Source organism: Streptomyces endocoffeicus (assembly GCF_016741935.1).
Classification (GTDB): Bacteria; Actinomycetota; Actinomycetes; order Streptomycetales; family Streptomycetaceae; genus Streptomyces; species Streptomyces endocoffeicus.
Genome location: NZ_JAERRG010000007.1, coordinates 179,291 through 204,594 on the forward strand (window position 1 = coordinate 179,291; position 25,304 = coordinate 204,594).

The window sequence follows — 25,304 nt, forward strand, 5'->3', positions numbered from 1 at the left end:
GAGCCGCCCTCACGGGCGATTGAGCCCGGGCGCGCCATACGGAAGCCTAGGACCCGCCGATGTTAAAGGGGCGGACCGCGGCCGCCCCCATCGGGCACAAAAGTGGGCCGCCCCGCAGCGGGGGTCCACGGGGCGGCCAGTCAGGGAGAACGGGAAGGTCAGTTGGTGACCTTCCACGTCCGGGAGCCGCTCAGCAGCTTGCGCAGGGCCGGGTCCTTCACCGCACTCGTGCCGTCCGTCGCCTTCGCGGTGACCTTGTGGCTCGCACCGTCGCTCGGGACGCCCAGCCCCGCCGGCGTGACGCTCGTCTTACCGTTCGCGGCGGTGACTTCCGCCCCGTCCACGTACCACTTCAGCGACGCGCCCTTGGGCACGTCCACCTCGATGCCCGCCGACCGCTTGACGGCCGTGGCGGTGGCCGTACGGCTGCTGAGCGCGCTGGCGTGGCTGTAGAAGCCCGCGATCATCGCCTCGCGGCCGGGGAGGCTGTACTCCCGCCCCAGAGTGCGCATGATCGAGTTGTCAGTGGGGCGGTTGATGCCCTTGGGGTAGTAGCGGCCGCCCTCGTAGGCGCCGACCGTGCCGCCGTCGGGCGAGGTCTGGCCGATCCAGCGGTACCACTTCTTCTGCTGGGCGGTCAGCTGCGCCGCGCTCAGCTTGGTGGCGTTGGACTCGCCGGGCTCGGCGCCCGTGTAGGTGCCGTACTCCGGGTAGAAGTACTCGTCGGCCAGCTTGCCGAGCGAGTGGCCGGTCTCGTGGACGGCGATCTGGTCGGAGTCGGGGTGGTCGGAGGCGGCGGTGGCGATGCCGTCATAGCCGACCTGCGAGGTGAGGGTGTAGCCCGCGCCGCCGTACTTGGTGGAGTTGGACAGCACGACCACCAGATCGGCCTGCGGCGCCTTGGCCGCGTACGACTCGACCTTGGCGGTGTCGACGCAGAGCAGCCGCTCGATGTCGTCGCACCAGAAGTACGAGCCGAGGGCGGTGTCCTTGACGACGCCCTTGGACGGGTCGCCGGAGACGCCGGACTGGTTGGAGACGGCGTCCACGGTCCAGACGTTGAAGAGGTCCTTGTACGAGGCGTAGGGCTGCACGGCGGACATCTGCTCCCACTTGGAGCGCGCGTCGGCGTGGAAGTCCTCCTGCTGGCCCGAGGTGTAGCCGTCGCCGATGAAGACGACGTCCAGCTTGTCGGCCGTGGTGCCGTTGTCGACGACCGAGCCGACCTGGCCGTCGGCGGCGGCCTCCTTGGCGGACAGGGAGCGGGCGGCGCGGGTCAGCCGTTCCGGAGTGGCGGCCGGGACCTCGGTGTGGCGGGGGTGGCCGCCAGGGCCGGTGAAGTACTCCACGTCCAGGGCGCGCCGCGACGAGGCGGCGTCAGCGGCGGCGGCCGAGCCGGACGCTCCCGGCGACGCCGTGGCCGGCGCGGACATGGCCGCGGCCGCCGCCAGGGCGATGCCTCCGGCGACGGCCGCGGTGCGCAGGGAGATGCGGCTGCGTATGCGGCTCCGTATGCGTCTGCGCACGGTGACTCCCGAAGTCCTCGCGATAAGCGGCCAGTTAAGCAGGATTAATTCGCCGCTCAACCTAAGGGGTCCGGGTGTCGGGGGCAATGGGAATTAGGGAAGTGGCTAGGAAATCGGGCACCGCACAACCATGCGGCGGGCTCCTCGCTCAGCCCCCTCCCCTCCTCCCGCTCAACCCCTCCCGACCTGCCGCTCAGCCCCTCCCCGCGCACTCCCTCCCCGCTCATCCCCTCCCGTCACGCGCCAGCCGCAGCAGCCGGTCCAGCACCCGGCGGCCCCCGGCCCGGATCCCGTCGTGCTCGAACTCGTCCGTCACCCAGGTGCGCAGGCCCCGGATCGCCCGCGCGGTGGCCAGGGAGTGCTCCGTCTCCACGTACAGGTCGTCGTGGTAGATCACGGCGGCCACCGGCACGGTGTTACGGGCCAGCCGCTCGGTGTCGTACAGCGGGCCCCAGCCGGTGCGCGCGGCGAGCAGCTCGGCGGTGCGGGCGAGCGGGCGCAGCGCCGCGTGGGTGTCCAGCATCCAGGGGTGCACCGTCTCGCCCGTAAGGAGCGCGGGACGGTCCTCCGCGACCGCCTTACCGGCGTCGAACGCGGGGAATTCGGCGCGGACCCGCTCCGCGGCCCAGTCGGTGGCCCGGCCGTCCTGGGCGTAGGTGGACTCCAGCAGCAGGCTGTAGAGCGGGGTGGCGGCGCGGGAGAGCACGGCCGCCGCCTGCTCGCGGAAGGCGTCGCTCAGCCGCGGCCCGTCGGCGGTGGGCACGAACGCGTCCTCCAGCAGGTAGTGCAGCCGGTGCGAGCCGTCGCCGCTGCCGAGCAGGAAGCCGAGCTGCTGGAGGGCGGGGACGGTGAGCCGGGTCCCGTCCGTCAGGACCTCCTCGTGGTCGGTCAGATGCCGGACCAGGGCCCGGACGGTGTCCGCGTCCCGCGGATAGCGGGCGTAGTGGGCGAGGGTCTTGCGCTCCATCCGCGGATAGGCGGTCCGGTAGACGGCGTCCGCGTCGGTGCCGGGGTCGATCGCGGGCAGTCCGCCGGCCAGCAGTACCGCGTCCAGTCCCTCGGGCGCGTGGGTCAGGTAGCTCACCGCGCAGAAGCCGCCGAAGCTCTGGCCGAGCACGGTCCACGGGCGGTCCCCCATGAGCCGGTGCCGGATCAGCTCGCAGTCGCGGACGATCGCGTCGGCGCGGAAGTGGGAGAGGTACGCGGCCTGTTCCCCGGGTCCGCCGCGCAGCGGCAGCGTCTGGCGGTTGGCCGGGGTGGAACGGCCGGTGCCGCGCTGGTCGAGCAGGAGCACGCGGTATTCGTCCAGCGCGCGGTCCAGCCAGCCGGAGCGGCCCACGGGGCGGTCCGCGCCACAGCCGGGCCCGCCCTGGAGGTAGAGCAGCCAGGGGAGCCGCTCGCGCTCGGCGGCGGATTTGCCCGCGGCGACGACCTCTCGTGCGTAAAGCCGGATCAGCTCGCCCTCGGGAGCCTTATGGTCGAGCGGTACGTCGAAGTGATAGTCGGCGAGGAGCAGTTCCGGCTGACGGACGGTCGTCACGGCGCCCGGCCCGGCCGGTACCGCTGTGCTTGCCTGCTGCATCCTTCAATCCTCACGTTAAATGGACTTAGCCCGGCGATTAAGTTACCGCCGGGGAGAAGAGGGCACGGTGGCCGACAGAAGCGCCGGTGACGGGCGGACGGCGGGAACGGCGACGGGGGCGGCCGGGGCGGAGTCGACCGCCGATATAGGGCGCCGGGTGCTCAGACTGCGTACCGAACGCGGCTTCACCCAGCGGCAGCTGGCCGAGCCCGCGTACACCGCCGCCTATGTCTCCACCCTCGAGGCCGGGAAGGTGCGGCCCTCCGAGGCCGCGCTGCGCCATCTCGCGGACCGGCTCGGCATCAGCTACGAGGAACTGACCACCGGCCGCTCACCCCGCGACGCCACCCGGCTGCGGGCCGCCGTCACCGACGCCCGGCGGGCGCTGGCGACCGGCGCCGCCGAGGACGCCGCCGTGCTCTTCGCGGGGGTGCGCGACGAGGCGGAGCGGCTCGGGTTCGCCGAGGAGCGCTCGGCGGCCCTGCTGGGGCTCGGCGACTGCGCGCTGGAGACCGGTGACCTCACCGTCGCCCGCGACCACTTCGAGGCCGTGGAGCGGCTGCTCGCCGGGGAACCGCTGCCCCGCCGGATCCCGGCGATCCGCGGCCGGGCCGTGGCCCATCTCCTCGCGGGCGAACTGCGCTACTCCTGCTATCTGCTGGAGAGCTCCATCGACGAGCTCAACGCCTCGGGGCTGCACGACCCGTACGCGCTGCTGCTGCTCTATACGGCGGCCATCGCGCCCTATATGGACATGGGGGCGCACGCCCGTGCCGTACGCGCCGCCGAGTTGGCGCTCGCGCTGGCGCCGAGCGTGGACGACCCGGGGCTCATCGCCCGGATGCACCGCGGAGTGGCCCGCACCCTGATCGCCGAGGGGCGGACGGCCGAGGCCGACGCCTCCCTGGCCAAGGCGCAGGAGCTGTACGAGCAGCTGCGCATCCACACCGACCTGGCGCACTGCCACTGGATGCGCGGCTATGTGCACGCCCAGGACGGCAATCTGGAGCGCGCCGAGCGCGAACTGCGCACCGCCCGCGACATGCTGGCCTCCAAACGGGCCGCGCTGTTCACCGGACAGGTCGAGGTCGAGCTGGCGGATGTGCTGCGCCGTCGCGGCCGTACGGCGGAGGCGGAGGCCCTGCTGCTGCCACTGCTGGCGAGCTCCCCCGCCGCGGGGGCCGCGGACACCGCCGGGGAGCCGGAGGCGGCGTCGGGCGAGGCCGGGCCGGGCGAAGCCGGGCTGACCGCCGACCGCGGCGCGGTCCACGCGGGCGGCGCCCACCGGCTGCTGGGCCTGATCGCGGACGAACGCGGCGACGCCGAGGCCGCGGAGGAGCACTACTGCGCGGCGCTGTCCCTGCTCGAACGCACCGGCGCCGCCGGTGACCTGGCCGACCTCTGCCGGCTGCTGGGCGATCTGCTGCGCCGGGAGGGCCGCCAGGAGGCCGCGATGGACGCCTATCGCACCGGGCTCGGCCACCGCGCCGCGCCCGGCACCACCACCCTGGGCCCGGCTCCCGCCGAGCCCCCCATGTGAGGCGTCCATCGGCCCCTCCCCGCCCCCACCGACCGCCCGCCCGGCCCCTCCCCGTAGCTTCTCGGGGGCCGGCCGGCGCCTGGGTCGCCGGGCCGAGCGCCTGGTCGGGGCGCACCGCACGGCAGGCGGTCGGAGAGATGAGCAGGCCGCCGCGTGTGGGGGTCGCGGCGGCCTGACCGCGGCAACGCCCCGCTGCCGTGTCCGCCGATCGCGCATCGGGAGGCACTCCGGCGCGGTCACGGGGCTGGGGTTCGGGACGACCCCACGGGGTGATGCGGCTTGACATCCACTCTGCCTGCCGGGAGCCGCCGGGGAAATCCACCATTGGTCTGCCGTCACCCCCTCCGACCGGCGGGGGTGTTCCCGCCCACTGACGGAGCCAACCACTCCATATTCGCTCTCCGATGAGGCAGGCTGTCCGGACAATGGGCATGACAGCTGAGGCGAGGGAGCGGCCGGTGATCCGTGTGGCTGTAGTGGACGACGAGGCGCTCGTACGATCCGGTCTGCGACTGATTCTGGGCACCGCCCCGGACATCGAAGTGGTCGCCGAATGTTCCGGAGCCTTCGCGGTGGACACGGTGCTGAGCAGCAAGGCCGATGTGGTGCTGCTCGACATCCGGATGCCGGACGCCGACGGGCTCAGCGTCCTCAGACAGTTGCGGGCCGCGCCCGCCTCCCCCGCCGTGGCGATGCTGACGACCTTCGACGTCCAGGAGTATCTGGCGGCCGCGCTGCGCGCCGGGGCCGCGGGCTTCCTCCTCAAGGACACCGATCCGGAGCAGCTTGTACGGGCCGTGCGCACGCTCGCCGACGGCGGCAGCGTGCTCGACCCGGCCGTCACCCGCGCCGTGATCGGCGGCTATCTCGCCGCCGAGGCGGAGGCGACGGCGGCCGAGGCCGTCGAGGCGCTCACCCCGCGCGAGCGCGAGGTGCTGACGCGGCTGGGCGAGGGTCTCGCCAATCCGCAGATCGCCGAGCGGATGGGGCTGGCGCCCAGCACGGTCAAGGACCATGTACGGGCGGTGCTCGGCAAGTTGGGCGGGCTCAACCGCGTCCAGGCGGCGATCGTCGCCGACCGCGCCGGGCTCGTCACCAGCCGTCCGCCGATAGGTGGCCCCCGATGACCGTCTCCCCGCTGCCCCCGCCCCGGAGTTCGTCCCCCGGTACGCCGGGCGCGTCTCCGGCCGCGTCGCCCGCGCCGGACCCGGCGCGCTCACCAGCGCCCGCCTCCTCCGCCCCCTCCGCCTCCTCGCCACCGCCCGCCCCGGCACCACGGCGGCGGCCGCCGCAGCGGGTCATGCGCTGGGGCTCGCTGATCGTCCCCGTCCTCCTCGCGATCGCCGACGCGCTGCTCGTCAACGGCGTCACCTTCGGCCTGGAGCTCAACGTCTCGCTGGCGGCGGCGGCCGCGCTGCTGGTGCGCCGGAAACTGCCCGCGCTGGTCTTCCTGGTCACGCTGCCGGGAATCCTCATCGGCTACGTCTGGTTCGCGCCGATGATCGCCCTCTACACGGTGGCCCGGCTCCGCCCCGACCGGCGGCTGCTGGGCATCTCCGCACTGCTGCTGGCCGCCGCGCACTTCATCCCGTGGCCGGTCTCCGACTTCGAGCCGACCGCGTACCGGGAGAACACCCTCACCCTGATCGACGCGTGTGTGACCTCGGTGGGACCCATCGCACTGGGCCTCCTGGTGCGTACGCGCGGGGAACTCGCCGCCCGGATCGAGGACCTGACCCGCAGCCGCCGCCACGCGGACGAGCTGATCGCCGAGCAGGTGCTGTCCACCGAACGCGCCCGGCTCGCCCGCGAGATGCACGACGTGGTCGCCCATCAGGTCAGCCTCATCAGCCTCCAGGCCGGTGCGGTGCAGATCAGCGCGGAGGACGCGAAGGCGCGGGAGGGCGCGCGGACCATCCGCGAGCTGTCCGTGCGGACCCTGGACGAACTCCGCCATATGGTCGGCATCCTGCGCGCGGCGGGCGGCGACCACGAGGAGCTGACCCCGCAGCCCCGGCTGGCCGATCTGCCCCGGCTGATCGAACTCAGCGCGCTGGACGTCAGCTTCGAGACGGACAGCGCGACCCAGCGGCCGGGCCACTCGGAGGCGGTGGAACGGGCCGCCTTCCGCATCGTCCAGGAGGCGCTCACCAACGTCCGCAAGCATGCGCCGGGGGCGCGGGTGACCGTACGGGTCAACGACGCGCAGCCGGAGGGGCCGGAGGCGGCGGACGGGCCGGGAGGGGATCGCGGGGCGGTTCGGAAAACGGCTCAGGAAGCGGCTCAGGAAGCGGCGCCCGGGAGGACCCCCGGGACGGCGCCCCGCACGGCGCCCCGGACGGCTCAAGCGGCGGAGGAGACACGGGGCCTGCGGGTCGAGGTGCACAACGGCCCGCCCGACGCCTCCGCCGTGGCCCCGGGGCTGCCGGGCGGCGGTCACGGTCTGGTCGGGCTGCGGGAGCGCGCACAACTGCTGGGCGGCACGCTGGAGGCCGGGCCCACGGAGGAGGGCGGCTTCGTCGTACGGGCCGACTTCCCCAAGACCCCGCGCGTCACGGGCCCGGCATGAGCGGGCCGCGTACCGCCCTCCTGGGCGCACCCGTAGCCGTACGGGCGCCCTTGGGCGGATGGACGGCTCTGGGCGGATGGACGGCTCTGGGCGCCCTAGGCCGACAGGGGGTCGGCCGCGTCCTCGTCGTCCTCGTCCAGCTCCGTGGCCGCCCCCAGGTCGGGGTAGACGTCGAACAGCCGACGCACCCCCAGGGCCGCCAGCACCCGGTGCACATGCGAACCGTGCGCGGCGTCCTGCGGCGGCAGGAGCAGCCGCAGCCGACCCGAGCACGACCGCATCAGCCGACGCGCCGCGATCAGTACGCCAACCCCGCTGGAGTCGCAGAACCGGACCTCCGAGAGGTCCAGAACCAGCCAATGGCGGCCCTCGGCGACCGCGTCGTGGACGTGTTGCCGGACTGCGGGCGAGGTCACCAGGTCCATCTCTCCCGAGACCTGGAGAACGACCCACTCCCCCCGCCGGTCCTCCATCACCTTCAACGTCACGCGCCCGAAGCCCTTCGCTCGCCGCTAACCGGAATTTGCTGTTCCCGGGCGGCTGCCCGCCCGTCGGCGCATGAAACTCCCCCAGGCATACGCCTTGAGGAACGACCCTATGCCGCGCCGAAGCGTTTCGTCTCCCCGATCCTGCGCAAAGCGACCGTCCCAATACCATGCGCAGCCTCGTTCTCACGCACTTTGCCTGATGGACGCGTGTTGTGAGAGCCACCGGCATTACATTCGATATGAACGTGGGCATAGTGCCTGGAGGGCCGGCCGGACAACTCGGGATTGGGGGCCGCATGGCGAATGACGCACCGCCCCGCTGGGACCGCAGGATGCAACAGCGCCTGGCACGCGGCGAAGCGGCCGCACTTGCCGAGCTCTATGACCGATTTGCCTCGCTTGTCCATACTTTGGCGTATCGGGTCCTCGAGGACGACACCGGTGCCGACCGCGTCACCCGGGAAGTCTTCGGCTACGTCTGGGAGAACCCGGACGCGTACGACCCCCAGCAGGGCTCGCTGCGCGCCTGGATCGCCATGCTCACCCAGCGCCAGGCCGTGCACCGGCTACGCGTGTCGCAGACCGCCTCGGCCCACGGGGACACCCTCACGAGCGAGGCCCTCGAGGAGCGGATCCACGAGGCGTCCGTGGCCGCCCGCGCCGACTACATCGTCACCTCGATGCCCGCCCCGCTGCGCGCCGCCCTGGAACTCGCCTACTTCGACCGCCGCGACTACCGCCAGGCCGCGGCCGCCCTCGGGGTGACCGAGGACGAGGCCAGGCGCCGCCTCCGGCTGGGCCTCCAACTGCTGTCCACGGCCCATGTCCAGCCGCCCCGCGCGGTCTCGCCTCCCGGCTACGGGCGGGCGCTGTGACCGGGCGCGGCGGGCCGGACCCGTACGACGACGCCTACGGCGAGAACTCCGGCGGCTCCGGCGACGGAAGAGACGGGCCCGGACGGGGCAGCGACGCGGATCTGCCGTCCCACCCCGCCGGGCCACCACGCATACCGCCGCCGCGGTCGGCCGCCGAGGACAGCGGCCACTGGCCGGGCGCCCTGGACGGCGGCATCCCCGCCCCGCGCCCGCCCACCGCGGACGAAGCATGGGCGGACAAGACACGGGCGGACGAGGCACCGGCGGACGAAGTACCGGCGGAACGGGCACCGGAGCCCGGACCGGAGCCCAATACGACACCCGACTCGGAGTCCGAAGCGGAGCCCGACACGGCCCCCGCCCCGGAACCTGCCGCAGGCTCCGAACCGGAAGCGACACCGACACCGGATCCGCGCCCAGGCCATGGGCCAGAACCAACCCTGGGCCCCGAACCGGAACCGACCCCGGGCCCCGGTCCGGAAGCGAATCCGGAACCGAAAGCGGAACCAGAACCGGAGCCGCGTCAGGCCCCGGAACCGCCCGCCTCCGCGGCGCTGCCCACGCCCGCGGTCACGCCCGCCCCACCGGCCGCGCCCGCTCCACCAATCACGCCCGCCCCACCGGCCCCGCCCCTGGCGGCGCCCACGCCCTCCGCGGCCCATCCGCTCTCGCACGATCTGCTCCGCTCGCTGCTCGGCGCCTGGGCGCTGACCGCGTGCTCACAGGAGGAGACCTCCGCCGTCGAGGCGCACCTCAACCACTGCCCCTCCTGCGCCGAGGAGGCGCTGCGGCTGCGTGACGCCGTCGGGCTGCTGCACACCGAGCACAGCCTGGACCTCGACCCGATGCTGCGCTCCCGGGTGCTCGCGGGCTGTCTGGGCCGCCGCCCGGCCCGGATACCCATGCCCGGCTGGGCCGGCGCCTACGACGCCGAGGCCGCCCGGCTGGACGCGCTGTTGCGCGACATGGGCGAGGCCGAGTGGCGTGCGCCGGTGCGGCTCAAGTGGTTCGACGGGCGGCGGCTCACCGGCCGGGACACCACCGTCGCCGGGGTGATCGCCCATCTGATGGTCGTGGACGGCATCGTCGCCGCCTCCCTCGGCCTCCCCGACCCGATGGGCGTCGGCGCCCCCGGCTCGCCCCTGGCCCGTACGGAGGCGTGCTGGCACCACGAGCCCGGCGCCGCGTACGGGGCCGGTCCGCCCGGGGCGGTACGGGAGTTGTGGCGCGAGCAGGGTCATGCCCTGGTCCGTACGGTGTCGTTCGCCGGGCGCGGGGTCGCCGAGCTCGATGTGGCGTACGGGGACTTCGCGCTGCCGATCCGCGACGCGTTCCTCGACCGCGCCCTGGAGTGCTGGGTGCACGCCGGGGACATCGCCGAGGCCATCGACTACCCCTATGAACCACCGGCCTCCGCCCATCTCAAGGCCATGATCGACCTGTGTGCCCGGCTGCTTCCGGGGACGCTGGCCGAGCGGCGCCGGGCCGGGCTCGCGTCCCCGCCCCGCCGGCTGGTCGAGGCGGGCACCCCGGGCCGTACGCTCCATCTCCAGGTGGAGGGCACGGGCGGCGGCGACTGGTATATCCCGTTGGACTCCCCGGCGGCGACGGCCGCGCCGGAGGAGGCGGTGGCGACGATCGCACTGGACCAGGAGGCGTTCTATCTGCTGGCGTCCGGGCATGTGCCGCCGCAGGAGGCGGCGGCAGGACTGTCCGGGGACACCGAGGCGATCCGGGACGTGCTCTTCGCCACAGCGTCCCTGTCCCGCCTCTGAGCGGGTCCCCCGAGACTCCCCCGACTCCCCGAGTCAGTCGAAGACGACCGTACGGTGCCCGTTGAGCAGCACCCGGCGCTCGCTGTGCCACTTCACCGCGCGGGCCAGCGCCTGGCACTCCACATCGCGGCCGACCGCCACCAGCTGGTCCGGGGTGAGCTCATGGCCGACGCGCTCGACCTCCTGCTCGATGATCGGGCCCTCGTCCAGATCGGCGGTCACATAGTGGGCGGTGGCCCCGATCAGCTTGACCCCGCGCGCATGCGCCTGGTGGTACGGCTTGGCGCCCTTGAAGCTCGGCAGGAAGCTGTGGTGGATGTTGATGATCCGGCCCGACAGCTCCTTGCACAGGTCGTCGGAGAGCACCTGCATATAGCGGGCCAGCACCACCAGTTCCACCCGCTCCGTGCGCACCAGGTCCAGCAGCCGGGCCTCGGCCTCCCGCTTGGTGTCCTTCGTCACGGGGATGTGGTGGAACGGAATCCCGTAGGTGCCGACCAGCTCCTGGAAGTCCGTGTGGTTGGAGACCACCGCGGCGATCTCGACCGGCAGCGCGCCGATCCGCGACCGGAAGAGAAGGTCGTTCAGGCAGTGCCCGAACTTGCTGACCATGAGCAGGATGCGCATCTTCTCGTCGGCGCGGTGGATCTCCCAGTCCATCTGGAAGGAGTCGCCGACCGCCGCGAAGCTGGCCCGCAGATCCTTCACCTTCACCGGCGAGACGGCGCGGAAGGCCACCCGCATGAAGAAGAGCCCGGTGTCACGGTCCCCGAACTGCTGGCTGTCCTCGATGTTGCAGCCGGTCATGAACAGATAGCTCGACACGGCGTGCACGATGCCCTGCTTGTCCGGGCAGGACAGCGTCAGGATGTACTGGTCGGGGACGGGATGCGACTCGCTCATGACTCCATAGCGTCCCACATCCGCGACCACGCCCGACACCCGCGACCGCGCCCCGCACCCGCGGCGTCGTTCAGACCGCCTGCGTCATGATCGCCAGTACTTCGAGGGTGCGCGGTGGGATGTCCGGATCCTCGCCGTCGTTGGTGGCCAGCCGCACATGGGCCTCGCGGGCCGCCCGTACGGCCTCCGGCCAGGCATGGTGCTCGAGGTACGCCGAGACGGGGGCGTCCGCGCCCGCCTGGTGCATGATCCTCAGCACCCGCAGCACGGCGACATCGACCAGCGCCGCCTCCTGCGAGTCACGGAAGATCGTGCCGACGTACTTCTCGGCGGACCAGTTGTCCAGCCAGGTGTCCTCGACCAGCCGGTAGACGGCGTCCGTCACATCCCCGTACCCGGGCTGGCCGCCCAGCCAGCACTCCTGCTGGAAGACGGGATCCGAGAGCATATGCAGCGCCGAGCGCACATTGGTGCGCCAGCGCCACCAGGGCATGTCGTTGACAGGCATGCCCCCCATGGTGGTCGAGCGACGGGCGCGACGGGAAGACTTCTCCGAACCTTGCACAGTCACTGATCGTACGTTCTTCACACATAGAGACGGATCGGCCCCCGCTGTTCACCCCTACGTCACCATCCCTTGTCTTGTCATAGCGGCTGCGTTCCTCGCGAAGCACCAAGCTCGGTTGCCATGACCGGACGGCGACGCCCCTCCTCCCGCCCCTTCCGAGCCGCCGTCGCGGCACTGTGTACGGCGGTCGGCGCGTCGCTGCTGTCCGGCTGCGGCGCGGTGCTGTCGGACAAGAGCGACAGCGACCCCATCACCGTCATGACCTGGGCCCCCGAGGGCACCAAAGCGACCAATATGCCGGGAATGCCCGCGATGGCGAAGGCATTTGCCCGCTGGGTCAACGACTCCGGCGGCATCCACGGCCGCAAGCTCCAGGTCATCACCTGCAACGAGCGCAACGACGCCGTCCAGGCCGCCGGCTGCGCCCAGGAGGCCAAGAAGGACAAGGCCGTCGCGGTCGTCGGCTCGTACAGCCAGTACGGCCGGTCCTTCATCTCCCCGCTGGAGGTGGCCGGCATCCCCTACATAGGCGGCTACGGGCTGACGCAGGAGGAGTTCGACAGCCCGTACTCCTATCCGGTCAACGGCGGCCAGGCCGCCCTGCTGGTGGGCAACGGCCGCCAGCTGGCCTCCCGCTGCGAGCGCACCGCGCTCGTCCGCCCCGACACCATCGCGGGCGACGAGCTCCCCCAGCTCCTCAACACCGGCCTCAGCGCGGGCAATCGCGCCGCCGCCCATGACGTCCGCGCCCCCGAGGACGCGGGCGACTACAGCAGGCAGGCCACCACCGCCCTGGAGGGCGTCGGCGCCGACAGCTCCCTCGGCGGCGCCGACCAGGGCGCGATCCTGGAGAGCTCCTGCGTCACCGCGGCGCTCGGCAACCGCACCGGCGCCTTCTTCGACTCCTTCCGCCGGGTCCAGGAGAACCATCCGAAGGTGCGGATAGCCTCCATCCTCGGCGGCGTCCGGCAGTCCCTGATCGACTCCACCGGCGGCACCTCCAGCCCCCTGGAGGGCACCTACGCCACCGGCTGGTACCCGGCCGGGGACGATCCGCGCTGGAACCCCATGAAGAAGGTCATCAACAAGTACGCCTTCGACGACAACCGCATCGACCCGGACGACCCCGGTACCCAGACCACCTGGATCGGCTACACGGTGCTGCGCTCGGTGCTGATGTCCCTGCACGCCGACGACATCAGCGCCCGCACCGTGCGCAACGCGCTGGACGACGGCCACGCGGTCAACACCGGCGGGCTGACGCCGACGCTGCGCTGGGGCTACGACGACACGCTGAACGTGCCCAACTACTCGCGGATCGTCAACGCGGACGTCACCTACCAGATGGTGCGCGACGGCCGGCTGGTGGCGGTGCGCAAGGGCTTCGTCAACGTGTCCAAGATCCTGGAGCGCTACCGCCCGGCGGACTGAGCCACGGACTGAGCCACGGGCCGGGCCGGGGACGGCGGCGGCGCCGCCCCCGGCCGCCCGGTCACAGATCGGTGGCCTGGTGCGAGGTGAGGCCGTACTGGGAGGCGATCGGGTTCCACAGCCCCGAGGCCGTCTTCTTGGCCTGGGTCGCCTCGCCGCTCGCCCGCTCGGCCGCCCCGACCCGGGGCGAACGGCGGGCCTTGCCCTTGGGGCAGCCCTTCTTGCCGCCGACCTGGTCGGCCCAGGCCGCGTACTCGTTGTCGGCCCTGGCCGAGGACTTCCACGCCCTGGTGAGCGACGCGGTCAGCCGCGCGTGATCGGGCAGCTTGTCCACCGACAGCTTGCCCAGCCGGGTCACCAGGTCATTGCGCTGGCCCGCGGCGGTCCGCAGATCCGATGCCGCGGTGGTCAGGTCCTTGCAGGACTTGATGTTGTCCACGGCCTTGATCACCGACGACCGGCTGTTGTTGCTGTCGGCGAGCAGCGCGTCCAGCGCCTTCGCCTGCGTCTCGACGGGGTCGGCGGCCTTGGACGGCTCCGCGGCGCTCGGCGAGGAGCTGCTCAGCGTCGAGTTGTCCTTACCGTCGTCGTCGCCGCCCATACTGAGCACGGCTCCCGCGGCGAGTCCGGCGACGGCGCAGCTCGCCACCACCACAACGCCGATGATCATGCCCCGCGACATCCGGCGCCGCCCACCGCCGCCGTGACCGCCATGACCGCCGTCACCACGGCCGCCGTACGGCGGTTGCGGAACGTCCGGGCCGAACTGCGGAAGCTGTTGCGTCTCATCGGCGCCCCCGCCACCGGCACCGCCGGAGTCGCGGAACAGACCGTCGAACTCCGAGGGCGGCGGCCGGTCCCCGGGGAGGCCGGGACGGATCGCGTACGGGGCGCTGCCGGGCCGCTCCGGAATCGGGGCGGGCGCGGCGGGCGTGGGCGGGAGCACCGCGGTCTCCTCCGCGGCCGCGGCCGGGGCCGCGGGGGGCTGCTGGCGGTGGGCGCCCCGGCGGCCGGGGCGGACGGCGCGCAGCTGGGTGGTGGACTCGGCCGGTGACTCGGGCCGGTTCTCGGGCGGCAGCGGCGCGCTCTTGACCGGGGCGAGCGTGGTGGTCGGGGTGTCCAGCGGCGGCGGGGCCTCACCCGGGACCGGGGGTATGACCTGGGTCGCGTCCGCGTCCCCCGCGGGCAGCGGCGGCATCACCTGGGTCTCGTCGGCGGCCTGGTACGGCAGCTGCTGGGGCTGGTACGGCGACGGGACGTTGTGTGGCGGCTGGGCGTTGTACGGCGACGGGACGTTGTGCGGTGGCTGGGCGTTGTGCGGTGGCTGGGCCGGTCTCTCCGGAGCCGTCCAGCCCTGCTGCTGCCCGTACGGCTGCACCTCGGGCGGCGGGGCGCCGAACTCGGCCGGCGGGGGCAGCTCCCCCTGCGGCGGCGGGGCGCCGAACTCACCCGGCGGCGGCAGATCGCCCTGCTGCGGCGGTTCCGGAGCGCTCTGCGGCCCCCAAGGCTGCCCCCACGCCTGTCCCCCGGCCGGGGCCCCCTGTTGGGCGTCCGAGTGCCTGTAGTCCCCCTGGGCAGGCAGCACAACCCCCTCGCGCACAGGCTGCGCGGGCGGGATCGCGGGAAGCCGCGGCTCATTCCCCTGACCGCTCTGCGTCACCGGGACTCCTTGGTTATACGGAACGACGGAATCGTCGGGTCACGCTACCGGTTCCCCAGAGGGCGCGGTGCCGATGAGCCCATCGGGACGGAGAGAGACTGGTCACCGCGACATGGGGCACATCGCCACGATCGGGGGCGATATGAACCCCACCCGTACCCGCGGTAAACACAACGCAACACACTCCACAACACCCATGCCTCACCACACGCGCATCAGCCACCACAACACAACGCACTCGCCGGACCTCAGGCCGGACCTCAGGCCGGACCTCAGGCCGGACCTCAGGCCACCTGCACCTGGAGCCGCGCCCCGAACTCCCGCACCACCGGCTCGTCCCGGTACGGCTCCAGCCGCTGCTGGAAGTCGTCCAGATACTCCGCCCCCCGGTTGGACCGCAGCGTGCCCAGCAGATCCACCGCCTGGGTGCCCACATGGCACGCCTGCTCCACCTCGCGCTGCTGCACATGCGAGGTGGCCAGCAGCAGCAGTCCGATCGCCCGCCGCCGCACCCGCCCCTCCGGAAGCCCCTCCAGGGCCTCCTCGGCGCGCCGCCTGGCCTGCTCGGCCTGGCCCAGGTCGCGGTGACAGTGGGCCAGCTCATCGGCGAGATAGGCATGGTCGAAGTGGCGGATCCAGTTGGGTTCGTCGCCCGTGACGGAGCCCGAACCGCTGCCCACCGCCCGCTCCATGGCGTCCAGCGCCCGCCCGGCCGAGGACTGGCAGGCCCGCGCGTCCCCCATCAGGGCGTGGCCGCGCGCCTCGGCCGCCAGGAACATCGATTCGGCACGCGGCGGCACCTGGCCCCGCGCGCCCTCCTGCGCGGCCTTCGCCAGTTGGGCGATCTCCCGGGGATTGCCCAGCTGGGCGGCGAGATGGCTCATGCTGGCGGCGAGCACATAGCCGCCGTAGCCCCGGTCCCCGGCGGCCTGGGCGAGCCGCAGCGCCTGGATGTAGTAGCGCTGGGCGAGACCGGACTGACCGGTGTCGACCGCCATATAGCCGGCCAGCTCCGTCAACCGCGCGACGGCCGCGAACAGTTCGCGGCCGACCGCCTCGGTGTACGAGCCGGCCAGCAGCCCGGAGACCACGCTGTTCAGATAGTGGACGACGACGGGGCGCACATGGCCGCTGCCGTAGCGGTGGTCCAGGTCGACGAGCGCGTCCGTGGTGGCCCGCACCGCCGCGACGTCGGACCGCCCCACCCGGGCGCCCGCGGTGCGCGCCACCTGGGCGTCCGCACCGGTGATCAGCCAGTCGCGGCTGGGCTCGACCAGTGCGGAGGCGGCGACGGTCGAGCCGCTGAGGAAGTCACGGCGCCCCACATCGCTGCGCCACAACTCGCAGACCTGCTCTATCGCGCCGAGGACGGTGGGCGAGAACTGCAGACCGACCCCTGAGGCGAGGTTCTTGCCGTTGGCCATGCCGATCTCGTCGATCGTGACCGTACGGCCCAGTTTGCGGCCGAGCGCCTCGGCGATGATGCCCGGCGCCCGGCCCCGTGGCTGCTGGCCACGCAGCCAACGGGCCACCGACGTCTTGTCGTACCGCAGATCGAGACCGTGCTCGGCGCCGCACATGTTGACCCTGCGCGCCAACCCGGCGTTGGAGCAGCCGGCTTCCTGGATGAGCGCCTGCAGCCGTTCGTTCGGCTGCCGCGCCACAAGCGGCCTAGCGGCCATGGCATTACCCCCAGTGACTGCTTGCGTTCTCGGCGTATCCGTCCCTGTTGCTGAGTGATGCCCCGCAGATATCGCAGGTATACGGCGAATGCGGAACTTGCCCGTATTGACCGCATAGACCGCATCGTTCGCGTACGGCGCCGATCCGAGTCCGGGACCGCCCTCCCCCTGGCGCTACGGCATGGCCGCCGGACACTCGCACGCCCGTCACGCATGGTGGCTACCCGCTCACGCAGGCGCAACCCCATACGCGCCCCCGCCCGTGCACCCATGCGCCCCGCCATGCCGTCACCGCGCACCCCGGACCCCCGGCCGCACCGCCCGTGCGGGGGCCCGGCCGTAACCCTCGTTGACGGCGGAAGTTGTCCTGTGCGTGGAAGAGACCATGGACGTGACAGGACCAACGCGGTTCCCCGCGGGAACCTCGCAGATCCCTCAGCAGCGCGGGGAGCGGCTGCGCGACACGGCGGTGCGCTACGCCGAGGAGCGGCATTGGGACGTGCTCTCCGGCGCCTGGCTCGAGGCCGTGGACGGAGTGGAGCGCTGCTCCTGCGGAACCGCCGACTGCCCGGCCCCCGGCGCCCATCCGACCGGCCGGGACTGGGTGAACCAGGCCACCGGCAGCGCGGTCGTGATCCGCCGCATGTGGGCCAGGACGCCGCGCGCCGCCATCCTGCTGCCCACCGGCCGCACCTTCGACGCGCTCGACGTCCCGGAGTCCGCGGGCTGTCTGGCGCTCGCCCGCATGGAGCGCCGCCAGGTCGAACTGGGCCCGGTCACCTGCACCCCCGGGCGCCGGATGCTCTTCTTCGTCCTCCCCGGCGCCGCCGCCAAGGTCCCCGACCTGGTACGGAATCTGGGCTGGCCGCCGAACTCGATCGACCTGACCGCCCGCGGCGAGGGCGACTACGTGGTCGCGCCGCCGACCCGGGTGGGTGTGCGCGGCCCGATCCAGTGGGCCCGGCGGCCCACCGCCGCCAACCGCTGGCTGCCGGACGCGGAAGAGCTGGTGAGCGCCCTCGCCTACGCCTGCGGCCGCGAGCGCCGCTGACGCCCCGGAGCGCTCCCCGGGACGGCCCCTATCGTGGAGCGACGGCGGGGGCGTCGCGACCGGCCCCCGCGTGATACGTCAGTGGGACACGTCCCACAGGAAAACGGGGTAAGCCGGTGCCGCAGGAGCAAGCAGCAGACAGCACGCAGCCACAGTCGTCCCGGGCCGCCGCCGTGCGGGTGAGCGGCCTGTGGAAGCGCTACGGGGAGCAGGTCGCGGTCGCCGGGATCGATCTCGAGCTGCCCGCCGGGCAGTTCATCGGACTCGTCGGACCCAACGGCGCCGGTAAGACCACCACGCTTTCGATGATCACCGGCCTGCTGCGCCCCGACAAGGGGACCGTGGAGATCGGCGGTCATGACGTCTGGCGGGACCCGGTCGAGGTCAAGGCGCGGATCGGGGTGCTGCCCGAGGGGCTGCGGATGTTCGAGCGGCTCTCCGGCCGGGAGCTGCTCACCTACACCGGGCGGCTGCGCGGGCTGCCCGGCGCGGAGGTCGACCGGCGCGCCACCCAGCTGCTGGACGTCCTCGATCTCGCGGTCTCCCAGAGCAAGCTGGTCATCGACTACTCCACCGGTATGCGGAAGAAGATCGGACTGGCCGCCGCGCTGCTCCACAACCCCGAAGTCCTCTTCCTCGACGAGCCCTTCGAGGGCGTCGACCCGGTCTCCGCCCAGACCATCCGCGGCGTCCTGGAGCGCTACACCGGCTCCGGCGCGACCGTCGTCTTCTCCAGCCATGTCATGGAGCTGGTGGAGTCGCTGTGCGACTGGGTGGCGGTGATCGCGAGCGGACGGATCCGGGCCCATGGCCCGCTGGCCGAGGTGCGGGGCGACGCGCCGTCCTTGCAGGACGCCTTCCTGGAACTGGTCGGCGCCAACCGGCGCGAGGCGGGCCAGAGCCTCGACTGGCTGGGCGGCGGCGCCCGATGACGCTCACCGACCCGCTCGACGCCAAGGGCCCGCTCGGCACCGCGGCTCCCGTACCGCCCGCGGTCCCCACCGGCTCCCCCACCCCCGTCTTCGTCTCGCTGAAGGTGGCGCTGCTGCGCAACGGGCTGCGCCAGTCCGGCGGCCGGCGGGCCGCGTACCTCACCTCGCTGGTGATGGCCATGCTGTTCGCCGTGTTGCAGCTGCTCGGCCTCGTGCTGCTGCGCGGTACGAACCACGTCGACGCGCTGGTCACGCTGCTGACGGCGGTGCTCGCGCTCGGCTGGGCGGTGATGCCGCTGTTCTTCCCCGGCGGCGACGAGACCCTCGACCCGACCCGGCTGGTGATGCTGCCGCTGCGGCCGCGCTCGCTGATCACCGCCCTGCTGGTGTCCTCGCTGATCGGCATCGGCCCGCTGTTCACCCTGACCCTGGTGGCCGGTTCGGCGATCGCCGTCGCCCACGGAGCGGCCGCCGCGGCGGCGGGGGTCCTGGCCGTGGTGCTGACGGTGCTGGTGTGCGTGGCGCTGGCCCGCACCGTCGCCACGGCCAACACCCGCCTCCTCACCAGCCGTAAGGGTCGCGATATGGCGGTGCTCAGCGGTCTGTTCGTGGCGATCGGCGCGCAGTTCGTGAACCTCGGGGCCCAGCAGCTCGGCGGCAAGAACGGCCTGTCCGCGCTGGAACCGGCGTCCGCGGTGCTGCGCTGGGTGCCGCCCGCGGCGGCGGTGGACGCCGTCCAGGGCGTGAGCGACGGCGCCTACGGGGTCGCCGCGGCCCAGTTCGCTATCACCGTCGCGGCGTTGGCGCTGCTGATGTGGTGGTGGCGCTCCACCCTCACCCATCTGATGACCACCCCGGACTCCTCCACGATCCAGGCGGCGGCACCGCGCGAGCGGCGGTCCTCCGGCGCGGCCGGCGCCCCGGACGCCTCGGGCCCGTTCGCCCGGCTGCTGCCCTCCGGCCGCACCGGCACGGTGCTGCTGCGCACGCTGCGCTATGCCGTACGGGACCCGAAGACCAAGTCGGCATGGGTCACCTCGCTGGGCGTCGGCCTGCTGCTGCCCTTCATCACCGCGGCCCAGGGCAACGGCTCGATCTACTGGGCCTGCTGGGCGTCGGGGATGCTCGGCATGCTGATGTACAACCAGTTCGGCCAGGACACCTCCGCCTTCTGGATGGTCGCGCAGACGATCTCCTCGACCCGTGACGCCTATCTGGAGCTGCGGGGCCGTGCGCTGGCGCTGCTCCTGGTCGCGGTGCCCTACGTGGCGGTGGCGGTGCTCGGCTGCGCCGCCTTCCTCGAGAACTGGTCGGCCGCCCCCGAGGCGCTCGGGATCGCCCTGGCGCTGCTCGGCTCGATGCTGGCGACCGGCGCCCTGACCTCGGTGCTGGCCCCGTACTCCATTCCGCAGGACAGCGGCTTCAAGAACGTCGTCCCGGCGCAGGCGGGGATCGCCTGGATCAGCATCCTCGGCGGAATGATCCTGGGTTCCGTGCTGTGCGCGCCGGTGCTGGGCCTGACGATCTGGCTGCATGTCTCCGGGACGCACGGCTTGCTGTGGGTGGTGTTCCCGCTGGGCGCGGTGTACGGCGCGGCGATCGCGGAGACCGGCCTGCGGGTGGCGGCGCCGCGGGTCGCGGCACGGCTGCCGGAGATCCTGGCCGCGGTCAGCAAGGGGTGACGACGCGGGTACGGGACTGGCACGGGCGGCGGGGCCGGGGGCGAACCCCCGGCCCCGCCGCGCGCCGTCGTACGAAGCCGCCGCGCACCCAACTGCCGTAACGTTCCGGCTAGTCGAGATACTTGCTGTAGACCCAGCCTCTGGTCCCGGGATGAATTCCGGTCGTTGTCCGCTTGAGAATCTTTCCGTACGACCAGCTGTTCTCAAAGCCCCGGGTGCGGCAGAAGTACCGGAAGGAATCCCCTCGGTAAAGCGTCCCTATAGCGCGGTACCGCTTTCCCGGTCCGGTGCGGAATCTCGCACCACTGGTCGAGACCTTGAAATTGACATCCGGAGAATTGAACTGACACGCCGATGACCCCACCGCCGACGCCGTTGGCGCCAGGGCGATGGAACCGCCCAGCATCAGCGCCGTCGAGAGCACGACCATCGAGGCTTTACGTTTGATCTTCACGCGACCACCCCCCATGATCAGTTAATTCATTGCGCGCCAAGGAGCGTAGCACCCGTCAATCCGGAAGCTGAGGACCCGGTAAAACCCCGACGCCCCCTCGGCGAGTCGCCGATGGAGCGGTGTGGCTGACAAGTTGAAAGCCGTAGGGAATTGTCAGCCGAGCGCCTCCGGGGTGAGCCCCGCTCCATCGGTATGGCCCGACAGCGCCAGCGTCAGCTCGAACTCGGCCAGCAGCGCGCGGATCACATGCTCCACCCCCGACTGCCCGTCCAGCCCGAGCCCATAGGCGTACGGCCGCCCCAGCAGCACCGCGCGGGCGCCGAGGGCGAGCGCCTTGAACACATCGTCACCGGTGCGCACTCCGCTGTCGAACAGCACCGCCAGCCGGTCGCCGACCGCCTCCACCACCCCCGGCAGCGCGTCGGCCGCCCCGATCGAGCCGCCCACCTGGCGGCCGCCGTGGTTGGACACGACGACGCCGTCCATCCCCGCGTCCGCCGCGCGCCGGGCGTCGTCGGGGTGCAGCACGCCCTTCAGCACGATCGGGCCGTCCCAGTGTTCGCGCAGGAACGCCAGGTCCTCCCAGGTCTTCCCGGGATCGCCGAACAGCTGCACGAAGTGCAGCACCGCGGCGTCAAGGTCCTCGTGGACCGGCTTGGCGAGTCCGGCCTGGAACGCCGGATCGGTGAAGTAGTTGGCGGTGCCGACACCGTGCAGGAACGGCAGATACGCCTGGTCGAGATCGCGCGGCCGCCAGGCCAGCAGCGGAGTGTCGAGGGTGACCACCAGGGCCGTGAATCCACCGGACTTGGCCCGGCTCAGAAAGCTCCTGGTGACCTCGCGGTCCTTGCCCCAGTAGAGCTGGAACCACCGCTCGCCGTCCCCCATCGCCTCCGCCACCCGCTCCATGGGCGTACTGGACGCGGACGAGAGGATGAACGGCACGCCCTGCGCCGCGGCGGCCCGCGCCGCCGCGCACTCGGCGTCCGGGTGCATGATCGACAGCACGCCGATCGGCGCGAGCGCGAGCGGCGCGGGCAGCCGGGTGCCGAACAGCTCGACCGACAGATTCCGCCGCCGTACGTCACGGAGCATCCGGGGCACGATCCGATGCCGGTCCAGCGCCGCCCGGTTGGCCCGCTCGGTGCTGCCGCTGCCCGCACTGCCCGCCACATAGCCCACCGGCCCCGGCCCCAGCCGCGCCTCGGCCAGCTCCTCGAGCCGGGTGAGATCGGCGGGAAGCCGGGGAACGGCGCCGGTCATCCCGTTCAGATAGATCTCGTACTGAAATGCCGCCCAGTCCTTGCCGGGTTCCGGTTCCGTGATGTCGCCACCGATCATGTGCTTCCCTTCACCTGTCCATCACTGGTCAATTTCCCATTGCTGTAAGGGAGTAGAGGACTCGTAGGATCGACGAACCGTCGATCGCGTTCAAGGGATCACACCCGAACGCGATGAGGCCACGTTCCCGCATTGGAGTTCCACTTGCCGTTGACCAAGACAACGTGGCTGCGTACCGGCGCGCCCGTTGCCGTACTGGCTCTCGCCCTGACCGCGTGCGGACCATTCGGCGAAAAGGGCGATACATCCGAGAACGCACGGCACACTTCCCCCTCGGGTGTCACCGATGGTCGCCAGAGCGGTACGCAGAAGGTCGGTATGCGGTCGGAAGGTGAGCCGCCGCTCCAGCCGGGCCAGACCGGTACGCGTGCGTTCAAGGAGGACACCGGGGTCGAGCCCACCTACCGGATCACGGCACAGAAGGTCGACATCGGCACGGCGGCCGAGGCGAAGGCGCTGGTGTCGAACCCGGCGGACGCCGAGGGCAAGGTGCCCGCGGTGGCCTATGTGAAGTACACCCATGTGCGCGGGGCCACCGTGAAGGAGTATCCGCGGGTCGGGGACTACGCGGAGGTGTACGCGGACGGGCGGCGCGGAGCGAAGGTCACCGGCACCGCCGGACGGCCCGAGGGATGCGCGGACTCGGATGAGATCAAGAACTGGAGGAGCGGGCAGAGCTATCTGCTCTGCAACACCTTCCTGATTCCCGCGCGGGCGAGGTCGGTCGAGGTCATGTGGACGGAGATCGGCGGCGAGCCCTTCGTCTGGACGTTCTGAACGGGACGTCCTGAACGGGACGTTCTGAACCGGGCGCCGCATCATCGGGGTTGGGCCCCCGCGGTGCCGTTAGACGGGCAGGACCGAGGCCAGGAAGGGTTCCACGGCGCGGCGCCAGCCGTCCGGCTGGTCGTAGTGGACGAGATGGCCCGCGTCCACGACCTCCGCATACTGCCCGCGGGGCAGCACCCGGACCATCTCCTGCGCCTCCGCGCGGCCCAGCTCACCGTCCAGCCCGCGCACGACCAGAGTGGGGCACTCGACCAGCGCGAGCTCCTCCCAATGGGCGTCATTGACCCAGGTGTCACGGACCTTCAGCATCTGGCGGCAGGAGAACGCCGGGCGCCAGCCGTCCGAGCGCTCGGCCATGACCTCGGCGAAGAAGTCACCCCGGGGCGGATTCGGGCGCTCCAGCGTCGGATCGTCCTCACCGAACCACTTGCGCACATCGGCGAGCGTCGCGAACGGCACCGGCCAGGAGCGGAACCACTCGGCCCACTCGCGCTGCGAGGCGGCGCCGAGGGCCGAGGCCCGCATATCGCAGATGACCAGCGCCCGGACCAGATCGGGGCGGCGGGCGGCCAGCTGCCAGGCGGTGAGGGCGCCCATGGCATGGCCGATCAGGGTGACAGGGGCGAGGCCGAGCTGCTCCACGGCCGCCTCGGCGTCGTCCACATAGCTGGAGCGGCCGAACGGCCCCTCGGCCGGCTTCTGGCTGCGGCCATGGCCGCGCTGGTCGAGGGCGACGGCCCGATAGCGGGTGGAGAGCCAGCGGGCCGTCTCCGCCCAGTGGGCGGCCCGGCCCAGCAGCCCATGGAGCAACAGCACTCCGGGGCCCCGCGCCCCCTCGCGGCCAGCGCCTGCCTTGGGCGGATCGGTGAACTCCCAGGCGGCGAGCCGCACGCCGCCGGCCCCGCTCACTTCGATACGTCGCACCATGTGGTCTGGCACCTCCCATCCTCTCGAACACCCTCACAGTATCGAACTCATATTCGAACACGGGGGCATTGCCGTCCAACACCCCTCGTTCGAGTGACCGTGCTCGGGGATTGATCGTCTGCGCCCTGGGGAGACAGCTAGCGGGAGGCGGACTGCTCGGGGAAGGGAGTCCGCGGGGGACGACCCTGGGAGCTCGGGGCTCCGGGTCACCAGGGCCCCGGGTCGCACCGGCCGCGTTCGCGCGGTCCGTGCGCACCGGGGCCCAGCGGGGGGACATGGGGAAGCGGGGCCCCGGCACCTGACGGCACCGGGGCCCTCGCTCGAGAACACCCCCTCGGCGGCACAGCCCACTGGGCCCACCGGACCCCCTCCCCTGACGATCCGAGCGTCAGCGACAGCGTCGCACGCGGCGGCCCGGCCCGCTCGGTTTCTGTCGACTCCGGTATCGGGAAAATCCGTCGTCGCAGGTCGTGACGGCCGAATGGCTTGAACCGGGTGTATCGGTCAGCGTGTCGAGGCGCGGGAGGGTGCGCGGGGGTGTGCGCGGGGGTGTGTTCGCGCGGTGTTGGGGAGCGCGGCCAGGGCGGTGTCAGGAAGCGAGGCCGGCGCGATGTTGGGAGGCGAGGCCAGGGCGGTGTCAGGAAGCGAGGCCGGCGCGGTGCAGGGGAAGCGAGGTCAGGGAGCGTCAGCGCTTGGCCACGAAGACATGCGAGGCGATCTCCGCCTCCAGCTCCGCCGCCTCACCGCTGCTGCCGACCAGCACCCCGCCCGGCGACTCGGTGACGCTCACCACGGAGCCCGGCTGCACCCCGGCCCGCCGCAGCGTGTACATCACCTGGGCGTCGGCCTGGATGGGCTCGCCGATGCGGCGCACCACCACCGTCTTGCCCTCCGAGCCCGGCTCCAGCTCCCGCAGGCTCACCATGGACTCGTCCAGGAACGGATCGGCCTCGGCCTTCTCGCCCAGCTCCTCCAGGCCCGGAATCGGGTTTCCGTACGGCGACTCGGTCGGATGGCGGAGCAGCTCCAGCACCCGCCGCTCCACCGCCTCGCTCATCACATGCTCCCAGCGGCACGCCTCGGCGTGGACCTGCTCCCACTCCAGCCCGATCACATCGACGAGCAGGCACTCCGCGAGCCGGTGCTTGCGCATCACGCGCGTGGCCAGCCGGCGGCCCTCCTCGGTCAGCTCCAGATGGCGGTCGCCCGCGACCGTGACCAGCCCATCGCGCTCCATCCGCGCCACTGTCTGGCTGACCGTCGGACCGCTCTGCTCGAGCCGCTCCGCGATCCGGGCGCGCATGGGGACCACGCCCTCCTCCTCGAGCTCGAGGATGGTGCGGAGATACATCTCCGTGGTGTCGATCAGTCCGGACATGCGTGCCCCTCGAAGTGTCGTGCGGTGGCCCTCAACCAATTCTGACGCATCCCACCGACAACGGGGCCGAGTCGGCCCCTTCCGCCGCAAGGGACCGGGCTGCTATTCACAGCGTCATGATCGAAACCCCCCACAGGGAAGGCGACGCTTT

The 25,304-nt window shown here is 72.2% G+C and carries 21 protein-coding genes; 10 read left to right on the forward strand and 11 right to left on the reverse strand.

The features are described 5' to 3' along the window. Nucleotides 1-158 precede the first annotated feature (158 nt). Both JK364_RS19420 and JK364_RS19425 read right to left on the reverse strand, forming a co-directional pair. Nucleotides 159-1,526, reverse strand: a complete 1,368-nt coding sequence (locus JK364_RS19420; protein WP_201852380.1) for a M64 family metallopeptidase — start codon at nucleotides 1,524-1,526, stop codon at nucleotides 159-161. 223 nt (nucleotides 1,527-1,749) lie between these two features. Continuing rightward, nucleotides 1,750-3,108 carry an alpha/beta fold hydrolase gene (locus JK364_RS19425; protein WP_201852381.1) on the reverse strand — a complete coding sequence of 453 codons (1,359 nt, stop codon included), beginning with the start codon at nucleotides 3,106-3,108 and terminating at the stop codon, nucleotides 1,750-1,752. Between the two features lie 67 nt (nucleotides 3,109-3,175). Here JK364_RS19425 and JK364_RS19430 point away from each other — a divergent pair, with 67 nt between their 5' ends. The 3 genes from JK364_RS19430 (at nucleotide 3,176) to JK364_RS19440 (ending at nucleotide 7,217) form a co-directional block, all read left to right on the forward strand. Beyond that, nucleotides 3,176-4,648, forward strand: coding sequence for a helix-turn-helix domain-containing protein (locus JK364_RS19430; RefSeq protein ID WP_307841328.1), 1,473 nt, complete (start codon nucleotides 3,176-3,178; stop codon nucleotides 4,646-4,648). Between the two features lie 458 nt (nucleotides 4,649-5,106). Continuing rightward, nucleotides 5,107-5,775 (forward strand): response regulator, encoded by a 669-nt coding sequence (locus tag JK364_RS19435; RefSeq protein ID WP_201852382.1) that lies wholly within the window; start codon nucleotides 5,107-5,109, stop codon nucleotides 5,773-5,775. Then, on the forward strand, nucleotides 5,772-7,217 hold the full coding sequence (locus tag JK364_RS19440) for a sensor histidine kinase (RefSeq protein ID WP_201852383.1): 1,446 nt from the start codon (nucleotides 5,772-5,774) through the stop codon (nucleotides 7,215-7,217). The genes JK364_RS19435 and JK364_RS19440 overlap by 4 nt, the downstream gene beginning before the upstream one ends. 95 nt (nucleotides 7,218-7,312) lie before the next feature. Here JK364_RS19440 and JK364_RS19445 read toward each other — a convergent pair whose 3' ends face one another. Continuing rightward, on the reverse strand, nucleotides 7,313-7,690 hold the full coding sequence (locus JK364_RS19445) for an STAS domain-containing protein (protein WP_201852580.1): 378 nt from the start codon (nucleotides 7,688-7,690) through the stop codon (nucleotides 7,313-7,315). A gap of 311 nt (nucleotides 7,691-8,001) precedes the next feature. Here JK364_RS19445 and JK364_RS19450 point away from each other — a divergent pair, with 311 nt between their 5' ends. Both JK364_RS19450 and JK364_RS19455 read left to right on the forward strand, forming a co-directional pair. Beyond that, nucleotides 8,002-8,580, forward strand: a complete 579-nt coding sequence (locus JK364_RS19450) for a sigma-70 family RNA polymerase sigma factor (RefSeq protein WP_201852384.1) — start codon at nucleotides 8,002-8,004, stop codon at nucleotides 8,578-8,580. Continuing rightward, nucleotides 8,577-10,355: a zf-HC2 domain-containing protein gene (locus tag JK364_RS19455; protein WP_201852385.1), complete on the forward strand. Its 1,779-nt coding sequence runs from the start codon at nucleotides 8,577-8,579 to the stop codon at nucleotides 10,353-10,355. Before JK364_RS19450 ends, JK364_RS19455 begins: the two co-directional genes overlap by 4 nt. A 33-nt stretch (nucleotides 10,356-10,388) precedes the next feature. Here the strand turns inward: JK364_RS19455 and purU are convergent, their stop codons facing one another. Beyond that, nucleotides 10,389-11,258, reverse strand: coding sequence for a formyltetrahydrofolate deformylase (gene purU, locus JK364_RS19460; RefSeq protein WP_201852386.1), 870 nt, complete (start codon nucleotides 11,256-11,258; stop codon nucleotides 10,389-10,391). A gap of 70 nt (nucleotides 11,259-11,328) precedes the next feature. Further along, entirely contained in the window at nucleotides 11,329-11,775 is a 447-nt protein-coding gene (locus tag JK364_RS19465) for an SCO4402 family protein (RefSeq protein WP_230992193.1), read from the reverse strand. Between the two features lie 171 nt (nucleotides 11,776-11,946). On the opposite strand from JK364_RS19465, the gene JK364_RS19470 reads away from it, so the two are divergent. Beyond that, entirely contained in the window at nucleotides 11,947-13,257 is a 1,311-nt protein-coding gene (locus JK364_RS19470) for an ABC transporter substrate-binding protein (protein ID WP_201852387.1), read from the forward strand. A gap of 61 nt (nucleotides 13,258-13,318) precedes the next feature. Here JK364_RS19470 and JK364_RS19475 read toward each other — a convergent pair whose 3' ends face one another. Then, on the reverse strand, nucleotides 13,319-14,917 hold the full coding sequence (locus JK364_RS19475; protein ID WP_201852388.1) for a hypothetical protein: 1,599 nt from the start codon (nucleotides 14,915-14,917) through the stop codon (nucleotides 13,319-13,321). A 284-nt stretch (nucleotides 14,918-15,201) separates the two neighbouring features. Beyond that, a complete protein-coding gene (locus JK364_RS19480) occupies nucleotides 15,202-16,599 on the reverse strand; it encodes an NsdA family TPR-like regulatory protein (protein ID WP_201852389.1) in 1,398 nt (465 codons plus the stop codon). Nucleotides 16,600-16,984: 385 nt separating this feature from the next. Between JK364_RS19480 and JK364_RS19485 the strand changes: the two genes are divergently transcribed. The 3 genes from JK364_RS19485 (at nucleotide 16,985) to JK364_RS19495 (ending at nucleotide 20,264) form a co-directional block, all read left to right on the forward strand. Further along, nucleotides 16,985-17,650 carry a bifunctional DNA primase/polymerase gene (locus tag JK364_RS19485; RefSeq protein WP_201852390.1) on the forward strand — a complete coding sequence of 222 codons (666 nt, stop codon included), beginning with the start codon at nucleotides 16,985-16,987 and terminating at the stop codon, nucleotides 17,648-17,650. A 116-nt stretch (nucleotides 17,651-17,766) separates the two neighbouring features. Next, on the forward strand, nucleotides 17,767-18,582 hold the full coding sequence (locus JK364_RS19490; RefSeq protein WP_307841329.1) for an ABC transporter ATP-binding protein: 816 nt from the start codon (nucleotides 17,767-17,769) through the stop codon (nucleotides 18,580-18,582). Continuing rightward, nucleotides 18,579-20,264, forward strand: coding sequence for a transporter (locus tag JK364_RS19495; protein WP_201852391.1), 1,686 nt, complete (start codon nucleotides 18,579-18,581; stop codon nucleotides 20,262-20,264). Before JK364_RS19490 ends, JK364_RS19495 begins: the two co-directional genes overlap by 4 nt. A 109-nt stretch (nucleotides 20,265-20,373) precedes the next feature. Here JK364_RS19495 and JK364_RS19500 read toward each other — a convergent pair whose 3' ends face one another. Next, entirely contained in the window at nucleotides 20,374-20,718 is a 345-nt protein-coding gene (locus JK364_RS19500) for an SH3 domain-containing protein (protein WP_201852392.1), read from the reverse strand. 153 nt (nucleotides 20,719-20,871) lie between these two features. After that, nucleotides 20,872-22,059 carry a lactate 2-monooxygenase gene (locus JK364_RS19505; RefSeq protein WP_201852393.1) on the reverse strand — a complete coding sequence of 396 codons (1,188 nt, stop codon included), beginning with the start codon at nucleotides 22,057-22,059 and terminating at the stop codon, nucleotides 20,872-20,874. Between the two features lie 318 nt (nucleotides 22,060-22,377). Here JK364_RS19505 and JK364_RS19510 point away from each other — a divergent pair, with 318 nt between their 5' ends. Beyond that, nucleotides 22,378-22,836 (forward strand): hypothetical protein, encoded by a 459-nt coding sequence (locus JK364_RS19510; RefSeq protein ID WP_230992194.1) that lies wholly within the window; start codon nucleotides 22,378-22,380, stop codon nucleotides 22,834-22,836. Nucleotides 22,837-22,905: 69 nt separating this feature from the next. On the opposite strand, the gene JK364_RS19515 is transcribed toward JK364_RS19510, so the two are convergent. Beyond that, nucleotides 22,906-23,775: an alpha/beta fold hydrolase gene (locus JK364_RS19515; RefSeq protein WP_201852395.1), complete on the reverse strand. Its 870-nt coding sequence runs from the start codon at nucleotides 23,773-23,775 to the stop codon at nucleotides 22,906-22,908. A 685-nt stretch (nucleotides 23,776-24,460) separates the two neighbouring features. Next, nucleotides 24,461-25,153, reverse strand: a complete 693-nt coding sequence (locus JK364_RS19520) for an iron-dependent transcriptional repressor DtxR (protein ID WP_020870546.1) — start codon at nucleotides 25,151-25,153, stop codon at nucleotides 24,461-24,463. Between the last annotated feature and the right edge of the window lie 151 nt (nucleotides 25,154-25,304).